Source organism: Spirosoma agri, from assembly GCF_010747415.1.
Lineage (GTDB): Bacteria > Bacteroidota > Bacteroidia > Cytophagales > Spirosomataceae > Spirosoma > Spirosoma agri.
This window is the reverse complement of the sequence record NZ_JAAGNZ010000002.1, coordinates 1,012,654-1,024,734: the sequence shown is the minus strand read 5'-3', so window position 1 is coordinate 1,024,734 and position 12,081 is coordinate 1,012,654. Positions and strand designations below refer to the sequence as shown.

The 12,081-nt window shown below is 49.1% G+C and carries 13 protein-coding genes; 8 read left to right on the top strand and 5 right to left on the bottom strand.

Annotated features, from left to right (window positions below; translation table 11 throughout):
- Positions 1–125 precede the first annotated feature (125 nt).
- Positions 126–1,235 (top strand): hypothetical protein, encoded by a 1,110-nt coding sequence (locus GK091_RS20885; protein ID WP_164041819.1) that lies wholly within the window; start codon positions 126–128, stop codon positions 1,233–1,235.
- Positions 1,236–1,302: 67 nt separating this feature from the next.
- Here GK091_RS20885 and GK091_RS20880 read toward each other — a convergent pair whose 3' ends face one another.
- Positions 1,303–2,514 carry an alpha/beta hydrolase family protein gene (locus GK091_RS20880; protein WP_164041818.1) on the bottom strand — a complete coding sequence of 404 codons (1,212 nt, stop codon included), beginning with the start codon at positions 2,512–2,514 and terminating at the stop codon, positions 1,303–1,305.
- 469 nt (positions 2,515–2,983) lie between these two features.
- Here GK091_RS20880 and GK091_RS20875 point away from each other — a divergent pair, with 469 nt between their 5' ends.
- The 5 genes from GK091_RS20875 (at position 2,984) to glgX (ending at position 7,231) form a co-directional block, all read left to right on the top strand.
- Positions 2,984–3,709 carry an OmpA family protein gene (locus GK091_RS20875; RefSeq protein WP_164041817.1) on the top strand — a complete coding sequence of 242 codons (726 nt, stop codon included), beginning with the start codon at positions 2,984–2,986 and terminating at the stop codon, positions 3,707–3,709.
- 9 nt (positions 3,710–3,718) lie between these two features.
- Positions 3,719–3,931, top strand: coding sequence for a hypervirulence associated TUDOR domain-containing protein (locus tag GK091_RS20870; protein WP_164041816.1), 213 nt, complete (start codon positions 3,719–3,721; stop codon positions 3,929–3,931).
- Between the two features lie 8 nt (positions 3,932–3,939).
- Entirely contained in the window at positions 3,940–4,287 is a 348-nt protein-coding gene (locus GK091_RS20865) for a DUF3140 domain-containing protein (protein WP_164041815.1), read from the top strand.
- Positions 4,288–4,424: 137 nt separating this feature from the next.
- Positions 4,425–4,880, top strand: coding sequence for a ferritin-like domain-containing protein (locus tag GK091_RS20860; protein WP_164041814.1), 456 nt, complete (start codon positions 4,425–4,427; stop codon positions 4,878–4,880).
- A gap of 236 nt (positions 4,881–5,116) precedes the next feature.
- The gene (gene glgX, locus GK091_RS20855) at positions 5,117–7,231 is read left to right on the top strand and encodes a glycogen debranching protein GlgX (RefSeq protein ID WP_164041813.1); all 2,115 of its coding nucleotides are present in this window, start codon (positions 5,117–5,119) and stop codon (positions 7,229–7,231) included.
- 82 nt (positions 7,232–7,313) lie between these two features.
- Here the strand turns inward: glgX and GK091_RS20850 are convergent, their stop codons facing one another.
- From GK091_RS20850 to GK091_RS20835, 4 genes are all read right to left on the bottom strand, one after another.
- Positions 7,314–8,042: a DUF3891 family protein gene (locus GK091_RS20850; RefSeq protein WP_164041812.1), complete on the bottom strand. Its 729-nt coding sequence runs from the start codon at positions 8,040–8,042 to the stop codon at positions 7,314–7,316.
- Between the two features lie 83 nt (positions 8,043–8,125).
- The gene (locus GK091_RS20845) at positions 8,126–8,629 is read right to left on the bottom strand and encodes a pyridoxamine 5'-phosphate oxidase family protein (RefSeq protein WP_164041811.1); all 504 of its coding nucleotides are present in this window, start codon (positions 8,627–8,629) and stop codon (positions 8,126–8,128) included.
- Between the two features lie 98 nt (positions 8,630–8,727).
- Positions 8,728–9,144: a four-helix bundle copper-binding protein gene (locus GK091_RS20840; RefSeq protein ID WP_164041810.1), complete on the bottom strand. Its 417-nt coding sequence runs from the start codon at positions 9,142–9,144 to the stop codon at positions 8,728–8,730.
- 36 nt (positions 9,145–9,180) lie between these two features.
- Positions 9,181–9,402 (bottom strand): DUF2188 domain-containing protein, encoded by a 222-nt coding sequence (locus GK091_RS20835; RefSeq protein ID WP_246202337.1) that lies wholly within the window; start codon positions 9,400–9,402, stop codon positions 9,181–9,183.
- Positions 9,403–9,889: 487 nt separating this feature from the next.
- Here GK091_RS20835 and GK091_RS20830 point away from each other — a divergent pair, with 487 nt between their 5' ends.
- Both GK091_RS20830 and GK091_RS20825 read left to right on the top strand, forming a co-directional pair.
- Entirely contained in the window at positions 9,890–10,567 is a 678-nt protein-coding gene (locus GK091_RS20830) for a response regulator (RefSeq protein WP_212592988.1), read from the top strand.
- Between the two features lie 82 nt (positions 10,568–10,649).
- Positions 10,650–12,059, top strand: coding sequence for a sensor histidine kinase (locus tag GK091_RS20825; protein WP_164041808.1), 1,410 nt, complete (start codon positions 10,650–10,652; stop codon positions 12,057–12,059).
- Positions 12,060–12,081: the final 22 nt, after the last annotated feature.

Sequence of the window (12,081 nt, the reverse complement as noted above, 5' to 3'; positions counted from 1 at the left end):
GCTGGCTCGCTAATTTTTCCGAATTTTGGCTGCCGGATGTTGGCCATTCGCTAAACGGCCAGCACTAATTGATCGATTAGTGCTGATAGCCGAACTGTCCACGATCTAACCAAACCATTCAGTTTATGACTTACCGAATACCGGCCATACTGCTGGTAATCATTGGGTTTTCCTGTAGTTGTAGAACGACAAAATTACCCACTAATACCGCGCCGACTACGGCTTCCATCACCGAAGAGGGCTTGTTAAATTGCTTCACGGCAGGTACTTCCCTGAATGGCCAACCCGTTTGGTGCGAAGCGTCAGCCGTACTGTTCGACGGTAGCAACCTGTTGATCGCGAATGACAAAGATATGCCTGCCGGGCTGAGTCCGGTTTTCACAAAACCACTGGTAACACGGGCCGACTCGACCAAACCACCGACCTATCTGACAAATCCGGCTTTTGCAGCGGCTCGAAAATATGAAGATTTTGCCCGCACACCGGACGGAAAATTTGTCTTGCTAACCACCGCTTTCGATCGGGTAAAGCCCGGCAGTCACGACTGGGACGGCTACAATACCATCCTGTATTGGCGAAACGGTGACCCGGAACACCCGCTCGTCCTGGCTCCTGACGATACCAGTCGCACGTCTATTGCCTATCGGCAGCGGATTGCGCAGGTGTTGGCGACGGATGAGTTCCCCGGCTCGATCCCCTATTTCAAGGTCGAAGGACTAGCCGCTACCGACAGCCACTTATTGTTCGGTATTCGGGAAGAGGGTAAGTCGTACAGTGAGTTTAAACATCGGATCAAAGTGGTTAGCGTTTCCTATACCGTCGAAAAAGCTGGTGATATGTCCCGTATTCGCCTGGCTGATGACTGGAAACTAATCGCGGATTTCAACCCCGTTCTGACGGAACCCAGTCTGCCTCAACCATTGGCGCTTTCCAGCCTAGAGTACGATGCGAAACGCAACCGGTTCTGGCTGGTAACCTCGCTCGAAGCCAATGGAAAACTAGATGCGTATTTGTGGTCAATCAGTCCAGATAACCTCTACGCCAACAAGCCATTCACGCTCATCCGTGACTTACAGGGACAACCCCTGCGCATGAACCACAAAGCCGAGGATATAACCCCGCTGGATGCCAACCGACTGCTGCTCATTCACGACGATGATCGCACGCAAACTACAATCGGTTCACGGACGCGCCAACCTAATCAGGCCGCTTATACCATCGTTACGGTCCGCTAAAACGCAACGCTGCCCGAAAGAATGGTCTTTCGGGCAGCGTTTTTACTACAATCGGGAAGTTAGTCTACTACTGAATCGAACTAAAGAAATCGTACGTACCACTGATGTACGGCAGTATAGACGACGCGTGATTACCACCGGGTATGGTAATCAATTGTACATTAGCAGCGCCTTGCTTCTTCATGGCGTCGTAAGCGTTCTGCGAATTCAGGAAAAATACCGTATCGTCCGCATCACCGTGATAAAGCCGGAGTGGCGTTTTAGGCTTCCAGTCGTGAATGTCATTATCCTGAACCGCAGCCAGAAAGGCATTGTCGGTACCATCGATGACTCCTTTTTTGAACGTATCCGTGAACGTCTGATTCAGACTGACGTTAATGTTGATGTCTAAACTATTGGCCGCCACCTGCGTAGCGATCTGCGTGGCATACGGTTCTTTGAAGTAGTAGGATACCGGACGATTAAGACCATAAAGCCGATCGTAGGTTAACAGCACCCATACGTAAAGCCGGTTGATACTGGCCACACCGCTTGTCGTTCCGTTGATGATCTGCTTCATAAAAGCGGGCTTGTCGTAAGCCCCTGCCCCGCAACTCGACGCGACCAGATTGAACTCGCTACCCGTTTCTTCCTCAATTTTCTTCTGCAAAGCCAGCGTTGCATACCCCCCTTCGGAGTAGCCCGCGATAAACAGCCGCTTGTTCCAGTTAATGCTCTTGTCGCTCAGAAAATCACGCGTTGCGCGGATCATATCCAACGACGCAGTGGCTAAGCCCTTACGGTGTTCATACGTATGTAGAATGTCCTTCGATGCCCCATAACCGATATAGTCAGGCGCGGATATAACGTATCCCTGCGAAGCAAACAGGGTCCCGAACGTATACACTTCACTACTCGAACTAAAATTTGATGGTGCTTCACTGTCCCCAATAATTGTACCGTGTTGCAGACTCAGCATCGGGGTGGCATTGGTCGTTGTTGGCACAACCACCGCCCCCGAAGCCGTGATGGATTTACCATCGGTATTGGTCGTTGTGTACTCCAATCGGTATACGCTGACGCCGAACTTTATAAATGCCTGGAGTAGCTGAGACGAGCCGGTGTAGCGACTTCGTAACTGTTCGGGTGTGAAAGTGCCAAGCAGTGTGCTTTTCGTCAATACACGGGCAGGAGCGGGTGTTATCGGATCCGAACCGTTTGACTGTTTACAACTTGTGGGAACAAGGAAAAGCATACTGCTGATCAGCAGCAGGGATAAAATCGATTTAGGTGTAACCATGAACGAGCGATAAGGAAACTGTAGAGGTACTTTCCAATAAATTAACGCGATTCGGCGTGTTTTCGTTTGTCCTGTTCTGGATAAATTCATAGCGCACGAAAAAGCCTATACCTCTGATTATCAGCAATAAAACTAGTTAACAGCCTGTACATAAGAACGCTTACTCATCTTGACAGCTACCTTGGGTAAGGCCATTTGATTACTCTACTAAAAGAGTGTGGTATTTGTGGAGTCGTTTCCACAAAGTAGGCATTCGGCTTCCCGCTTCACCCTATTTATCCCCGGCCAGCTCAAAACGCTGAAATGTTTTTTCACTGGACTTACGTACTTACCAACTCACTGTATATTAACTGATTATAAGACTGTTCATTAGCTATACCGTTTGATAGATTCCGGCTCCTATTAAACTTTAATTAAACTGGTATAGCTTTTGGGCATCTACAGGTAGTACCAATCATTCACGATAACTATGAAAGTTCAGCTTAAATCAGTCGGGACGAGAACACTTGCCATTCTCTTAGCAGCAAGCCTTTTGTCGGCCGGAACCATCACAAGTTGTAAGTCTCAGAAGAACAACATGAACAAGACCCAGAAGGGTGCTGCTGTCGGTGCTGGTGGTGGAGCCTTAGTGGGAGGTATTATTGGTAAAAAATACGCAAAAGGAAACACTGTTCTTGGTGCGATCATCGGAGCTACGGTTGGTGGTGCAGCGGGTGCTGTCATTGGCCGTAAGATGGATAAACAGGCCGAGGAGATGAAACGTAGCATGCCAAACGCTCAGGTTGAACGGGTTGGTGAAGGTATCAAAATCACATTTGGTTCTGATATTTTATTCGATGTCAACTCATACACGCTAAAGCCTGAAACGAAAAGACAGCTGACAGAATTTGCCCAGACGCTTAACAAATACGAAGATACCGATATCCGGATCGAAGGTCATGCCGACGCAACGGGTTCCGATGATCTCAATCTGAAGTTGTCGCGCCAACGGGCCGATGCTGTCGGTAGTTACCTGGAGTCGCAGGGAGTCAAAACATCTCGTGTGGACGAAATTGGTTATGGCGAGGCACAGCCTATCGCCGACAATTCAACCGAGGCTGGCCGTCGGAAAAACCGTCGGGTTGACATAGCAGTATCTGCCAACAAGCAGATGCAGCGTGATGCCAAAGACGGAAAATTGGATTCAACTAACTAAGCGATAGCGATGGCAACGGTGCAAAAAGGTGATAAAGTTGAGTGGAAGTACGGAAAAGGTAATGCCGAAGGCACCGTTACTGAAGTTCATGAAGAAGATATTAGCAAAACCGTTCAGGGAACGAAAGTCAAGCGGAAAGGCTCGGCGGAGGAACCCGCACTCGTTCTCAAGCAGGGCGATAAGAAGATTGTAAAGTCAGCCAGTGAAGTGACAAAGAAATAAAGGTACGTATGGCAACGACAGCAATTGACGATACAGAGAAAAAGCAGATTAAACACGAGTTCGACGACGTTGTAAACATGTCAGCTTCTCAAATAGAGAAGTGGCTGGAAACGGAAGAGTCGAAATCGGTGGGTCAGAAAAAAGACGGTGACAGCGAGTCCGTCGGTCATCAGTCTGGCGAGAAGATCATCAAAATCCTCTCGAAGAAGTCCGGCGAGCTTTCTGACGATGATTATGCGCACATGCAGAAAGTCGTTAGCTATGTCAAACGGCACAGTGCTCAGAAACCAGACAAAGTCGAAGGCTCGAATTGGGAATATTCGTTGAAGAATTGGGGACATGATCCCCGCAAGTAATGTACAGCAATCGTTTATGATCTATCTATTGATTTGTAATCGACCACTGTGAACCGTTGCCCTTCTGATTTACTCAATACTCAAGAACGTTAAGCAGTTTTTTAATTCACTCAATACACAACCAAATCAAAACCGTTATGGATGTCAAAGAATCACGTGGAGAAATCCTAGACCAGCTCAATCGTTTGCTAACCCGGAACCATGATGCCGAAAAAGGCTATCAGGAAGCCGCTGAGAACGTTAAAGACTCAGAACTTAAAAGCTTATTTCTGGCCCAATCGCGCCAGCGCGGAGAGTTTGCCCTTGAAATAGACCGGGAAATCCGGACCCTAGGCGGAGAACCAGACAACGGTACGAGTATCGCTTCTGATCTGCACCGTGCCTGGATCAATATAAAGTCGACGTTTTCCAGCGACGATGATAAAGCAACTGTCGAGGAGTGCAAACGGGGTGACCAGGAAGCCCTCGAAAACTACAATTCTGTTCTTCAGGAAACGGACTTAGTTGCCAGCACCCGAGAATTACTGTTGCGTCAAAAACAGAGCATCGATTCGGCTCATGCCTCGATGTCTCGACTGGCCTTGGTAGTGTAGTGAATGGTGGGATCGGAAAGCCTGCGCCCATTGGGAGCAGGCTTTTTTGTTTGTTTGCCAACTCTCATTATCAAATTCCTGGTATACTACAAACCGCTCTTCAGAGGCAAAACATTATCTTTTATCAGGCAGTTAATTCAAGTAGAGTCAGTCTCTCAATTATTGAAATGCGCCACGCTGACTCGATTAAACAGATTGCCTTAATCGGCGTATGAATCATTCCTACAAACAACGTTATGAGTAAACGTACATCGGAAGCCTCCGGCCAGGAGACGGTCCAATCAAAACCAGGTAAACCTTATCCCCTTGGTGCCACTTATGATGGCGAAGGCGTAAACTTTGCCTTATTTAGTGAGAACAGCACCGCTGCTTTCCTTTGCCTGTATGATTCAGCGGATCCCAGCCGGGAAACAGCCCGCATTCCACTTACCGAGCGTACGGAATTAGTATGGCACATTTATTTGGACGGCTTACAGCCAGGACAGCTCTACGGGTATCGTGTCGATGGCGAGTATGATCCAAAATCGGGCTATTTCTTCAACCCAAACAAGCTCCTTCTGGATCCGTACGCTCGCGCGATCAACGCGCCGGTCAATCACGATGATTCATGGCTTGGATACGATTACAAAAGCACCTCCGATGAGCGTTATTTGATCCTGAGTAAGGAAGACAGCGGCCCTACCATGCCAAAGTCAGTGATTGTAGACTCCGCTTTCGACTGGGATGATGACCAGGCTCCTTCGGTTCCATTGCATCGTTCGGTCATGTATGAGATGCACGTCAAAGGCTTCAGCCACTTGCATCCTACCATGGAGGAAAGCATCCGGGGTACATACGCAGGATTGGGCTCACAAGAAAGTATCGATTATCTGAAGAAACTGGGCATTACGGCGGTGGAACTCTTGCCTGTTCACCAGTTCACCGATGAGAGCTATTGGGGCTATAACAGCATCGGCTTCTTTGCTCCTCAAAATACGTATTCGTCATCGGGCATGGCGGGCCAGCAGGTGACGGAATTCAAGCAGATGGTCAAAAATCTGCACAAAGCCGGACTGGAAGTTATTCTGGACGTAGTGTACAACCACACCGCAGAAGGCAACCAGTTTGGTCCAATGCTGTCGTTTCAGGGAATCGACAACCGAGCTTATTATCACCAGGTCGGCGATCAACCTGAGTATTACATGGATTACACGGGTACGGGTAATACGCTTAACCTGAGTCATCCACGTGTTCTGCAACTGGTTATGGACAGCCTGCGCTATTGGGTAACGGAGATGCACGTTGATGGATTCCGGTTTGACCTTGCCGCTGCGCTCATTCGTACGGATGAAGAAATCGGCCGTGTATCCTCCTTCCTCGACACGGTAGCCCAAGATCCTATTCTGGCACAGGTGAAACTCATTGCCGAACCTTGGGATATTCAGTCGTATCAGGTTGGTAACTTCCCGGTTCGCTGGTCAGAATGGAACGGTAAGTTCCGCGATGCCCTTCGTGGCTTCTGGAAAGGTGATGACGGTCAGGCAGCCGAAACGGCACTTCGGGTATTGGGCAGCCCCGACCTGTATGCCAACGATGGCCGTTCACCGGCTAACAGCGTTAACCTCATTACGGCACACGATGGCTTCACGCTGAACGATCTGGTGAGCTATAATGAAAAGCATAACGAAGCCAATGGTGAAGATAACAATGACGGCTCGAACGACAACCTGAGCTGGAACTGTGGAGCTGAAGGGCCAACAGATGATGAGGAAATCAATGCGTTGCGCGAGCGGCAAAAACGTAATTTCCTGGCAACATTGCTGCTTAGCCAGGGAACGCCAATGATCGTGATGGGTGACGAATGTGGTCGTACCCAGCATGGTAACAACAATGGCTACAACCAGGATAGTGAGATTAGCTGGATGGACTGGCATTGGAATGAGAAACAACAGGCGTTGTTCGACTTTACCAGCCAGTTAACGGCACTTCGCCAAGAAATGCCAATCTTGAGCCGACGCAAATTTTTCGGCAATGAGCAGGTTAACTACGTGCGCCCCGACGGTCAGGAAATGACGTCCGACGACCTCAACAATCCCGGTACACATTGCCTGGCGTTGTTCATCGACGGGGTTCGCGTGACGGAACAAACCGAAGATGGCCAGGATATTGGCGACGAGCAACTGCTATGGGTAATGAATGCGTTCTGGGAAGATATTCCGTTCATGCTTCCTAAGATTGGTCGTAAACAGTCCACGTGGGAAGTTGTTGTCGATACGTTCGATGGCAAAGTCAATCCCAAAACTGATCCGATTAAAGGAGGCCACGAATTTACGGTTCCAGCCCGCTCGTCGGTGTTGTTACGCGTGAAATAAGCTTCGTTTACAATCAGGTTCAAACGCAACGCGGGGATAGAGTCAATACTCTATCCCCGCGTTGCGTTTGAAAAAGCTACCGTTACTTCTTCTCGAATTTCCATTCTTTGTTGATCACTTCGGCGTCCTGAATTGCATTATACAGTTCTTTGTCATCAGCGAAAGCCAACTTGGTTAGTTGAAACGCTTCGACATGAACGGTAAACGAAGGATCCTCAAACGGCCACGGATCAACACACAGCGAGCCATTTGCCTGTTCGTAAATGTAGTACGATACACCATCCGGACCAAGACTGATCTCCGAACGCCGTCCTTCAGGCTGAACCTGATCCATGCACAGAATCAACGATAACGCATCGCACCACTGCACAAACGCATACGCGTACTGAGCATCCGACTTGGTTGCTTTGTACTGCTTTCGCCACTTCTTCTGATTACCAACCTGCTGGTCGAGAAACTGATCCAGTTCCTTTTCCTGACCCCGTTTCGACTCATACAAAAACGACGTATGCATTGACATCATCAATGCATTCCAGCGGCTTTTCTGCAAACCGATCTGAATCATGTTTCGGCACTGCTCAACAGAATACTGAAGCAGTTTGAAATCGAGTGGAGCACCGGCGGTTGTCAGATGATTTCGCCCCTCCCACGGATCCTGTCCGTCATCGTGCTCCGTCAACGCAACCAACGTCTCTATCCAGTTTGTGGGGCGTTTGCTCACCTTCCACTGCAAAGCCAGCTGGAAAGCCAGCATTCCATGTGCCTGCTGATTAATAATCTGCCATCCCGAATCGATTTGGGTAACAATCATAGCCTGTAAACGCAGGAACGAGTGCATCAGCGACCCTGTCAGGTTTTCGCTAACGCACTCGTTCCTGCTTCCTTATTTTTATATTAGTTGTATACTTTTTCGTTCTCGCCCATTTTTGGTGGGTTGCCCGTTATGGCCGCTGCCGCCTGCTGGAACAACCGGACCATTGTGCTATCGCTGGAGTCCCAATACTCAGCCATCTGGGTGTGTACCTTCAACAAAATCAGTTCCGGATCATCTTTGCCCTTTGGAAACCAAGCTTTAGCCTGCGGGTTCCAGAGTTCATCAATTTTTGCCCGGTCATCAAGCTCGTCGGCTGTACCCGAGATCGACACATAATTTGCATCACCAACATCTGAGAATGACAGATTGACCCGATGCTGGTTATTATCGATCTGATCTACTTTAGGAGACGTGCGTTTTGTAAAGAACCAGATGGTTCCGTCTTCATCCATTTGCAAGGCAGCCATTGGCCGACTGACAAGGTTCCCCTGATCGTCAACGGTGGTCATCATAGCCATGCGGATATCTTCGACCATTTCCTGGATTTTTTCCAGTTGTTTGTTCTTTTGTGGTTTAGTTTCCATAGCGTGAGTGAAAAAGAATCAGCCGATAGTCGTCCGTCAGTAGCCTGAGCTGATACCCGACTAACGACCGTGACTATCGACCGACAATTATTAACTGATTAATTATAAAGTGTTTCGCGTAGATCGATGCCATAAAACAGCGACGCAGGCGTATTGGTTGGGTTTTTCGACTGGCCCTCTGTCTGATAAGCCATGGCCAGAATGCCAACACAACTGCATATCGTTTGCTGACACATGGCATATACCTGCTGACAACGCTGCGTATCGAACTGGCTTACTTCCTGGGAACACTTTTCGCACACTTCGATGCATGCTTTCGCCAGCAAACGCGTGTTTTCCGAACCCCGGACATAAAGCATAGCCAACTGGCGACACAGGTCGGCGCAATCGAGGTTTAAAAAAATACTCCGGTACCAGCTTTCGATGTCTTCGGAACGAGAACACTCCGTCGCGAACTCATCACACAAAGCAGCACAACTGATTAGTGTATCGTAAATGTTTTTTTTCCAGATCATCGCTCGTTGAGTTTGTAAGATAGATTAGGAGATTCGCTACACGTGTGGTTGCCAACTCGGATTGACCGGACTTGCCTGCGCCAAACGTGCCCACTGGCGAGCTTCACTAACGCTAAATGCTATTACCCGCTGTTTATCGAGCGCGCCCTGTTCCAACAGGCGATTCGCAATTTCGATAGCCTTCGCCCGTGTACTTGGGCTGAGTGAGCGCATGGCGGCAGGAAAGTGAGTCGGTGTCCACATGGGGGTGTTAGTCATCTTGTTACGATACGTAATGCGTTTATTGTGCCAGTTCTTTTCACGGCAGTTACACATCTTACGCATAGCAGCACACACCTCTCATTGTCAATACCATAGAGCAAAAAATAGTGTATATATTCTCACTCACACCCTTATCGTTCAGAGACACTGTGTAGAAATTATCTGGTGAGTGTGGATGATTTTACCCACTACATTCCCCAACATTTAGTCACCCATCAGCTGTATGACTCATCCCGGTATCAGACTATACACAAACATGCCGTTATTTATCTGGCTTATCTACCTGAAATGGAGTCAGCTTAAAAGTGCATTAATAATTGATGATCTATACTAAAAAGACGCTCAACATCAGTTATAAGAAAACAAGCCTGATTAAGCCGAGCAAATGGCTTTCTACGACAATTTCCCGACCAATGTTACCACTATAGGCGAATAAAGAGGGTTGTCGCTTTTAAATCAGAAAATAGCTATGTATGTTGCCGATATGAAGATTCTTGTGGTTGAAGATGAGCCAAAATTGGCTTCGTTCGTAAAAAAAGGGCTGGAGGAGCAATCCTGCGAGGTCGATGTCGCCTACGACGGGCAACTGGGGCGCAATATGGCCCTCAGCAACACCTACGACGTCATTGTGATGGACGTTAACCTTCCTAAAATGAATGGATTCGATGTTGTCCAAGCACTCCGACAGGAACGGGTCAGTACACCCGTGCTGATGCTGACGGCCATGAGCTCCGTAGACGACAAATTGACGGGTTTCGAATCAGGTGCCGACGATTACCTGGTAAAACCGTTCGAGTTCCGGGAGTTGATGGCGCGGCTGCGGGCGCTCACCAAACGGGGCAGCGAAGCCGGTATGCAGGCCAACGTATTGAAGGTGGCCGATCTGGAACTGGATCTGAATGAAAAGATCGCCCGTCGGGGGGATAAACGTATAGAGCTTACCGCCAAAGAATTCGGGCTGCTCGATTACCTCATGCGCAACCGGGGACGCGTCGTATCACGGGTGGACATTGCCGAAAAAGTCTGGGATATTCACTTCGACACCGGAACAAACGTGATCGATGTGTACGTGAACTTTCTGCGTAAAAAAATCGACAAGGATTTTCCAAACAAACTGATCCACACCGTGATTGGGATGGGATACATGCTCAAAGAGGAGTAAGCGTCAAGAAGTGGGATAATAGGTAACCAGGGGCCTGATTCGCTCTTCGTTTAGCCCGTTCGCTCCTAACTACTCAGAAAGAATGAATATCCGTACCCGCTTAACGTTACTGTTCGTCCTGCTGGTTGCTTCGATCCTGCTCTTGTTTTCGGTGTCGGTCTATTATCTCTACGATCAGTTTCGCCAACAGGAGTTCGAGCAGCGGCTGGCAGAAAAGGCACTCACTACCGTGCGGTTACGCGAAGATGTTGGTGAAGTGCCAAGGGCCGATCTACCGGTCATGGCCGATGAGCAGGTTACGATATACAATAATCGGGGTATTGTTCTTTACAACCAGGGTAGGCAACGGCCGCGCTTTCCCATATCGCCTGGACTGATCCAGAAGATCACCGTCAAAAAACCCCAATACGTTCGTGCAGGAGCCATCGAGGCTGTGGGTGTTCGGTACACAAATCATAGTGGAGCTACCTTTGTTATTGTCGCTTCGGGGAATGATCGCTATGGGTTCAGTAAACTCGACCGACTGCGGCAGATTCTGATTTTTGGCTGGATTCTGTGCCTGTTTATCGTCGGTATTGCGGGTTATCTCTTTGCTACCGATGCCCTGAGACCAGTAGCCGAGTTGATTGCGCAGGTCAATTCGATTTCGGCGACGAACATTCACGAGCGACTTCGTGTCGGACGCCAGCGCGATGAACTGGCCGATCTGGCCCGTACGTTCAACGCCTTACTCAGTCGGCTCGAAGAAGCCTTCGTTTCGCAGAAGAGTTTCGTTTCCCATGCCTCCCATGAGCTGCGCACTCCACTGACGGTAATGATGGGCCAGATCGAGGTAACCCGTCTTCAGGCCCGTTCCACCAACGAATACGAAGCGGCTTTCGATGGGCTGCTCGATGAGGTAAAAAACATGATCCGGCTTGTCAATGGCCTGCTCGAACTGGCCCGTGCCAGTGCCGATGCCGCCACCCTTAATTACCAGTCGGTCCGGATCGATGAACTACTCTGGCAGGCCCAGAGCCAGCTTATTCAGAAACGCCCTAACTACCAGATTGATATCGACTTCGAAAACCTGCCCAGTCAGGAAGAAGACCTGGTCATTATTGGCGAGGAATCACTGTTGCAAACGGCCTTCCAGAATCTGATGGAGAACGGCTGCAAATACTCGCCCGACGAACGCGTATCCGTTCGGCTATCGTTTGAGCCTGGTCAGGTTCAGCTTACCTTCGCCAATCGGGGCTATGGGATTCAGCCGGCCGATTTACCCCACATCTTTGAACCGTTCTACCGCTCCGAGTCCACAATGACGATTCAGGGGCACGGTATTGGGTTGGCGCTGACACAACGAATCATCGAGCTGCACAAGGGAAAAATCAGCGTAGAGTCGGTTATCGGCAACGAGACGAAATTTCGAATAATCCTGCCGAGTCCCCTTGCCGCCCTTCCGGATTCCGTTGGCACGACTAGCTCGACAAAAATAGTACAGCAAAGTTGACTCCTCAGAACGGATAGCACCG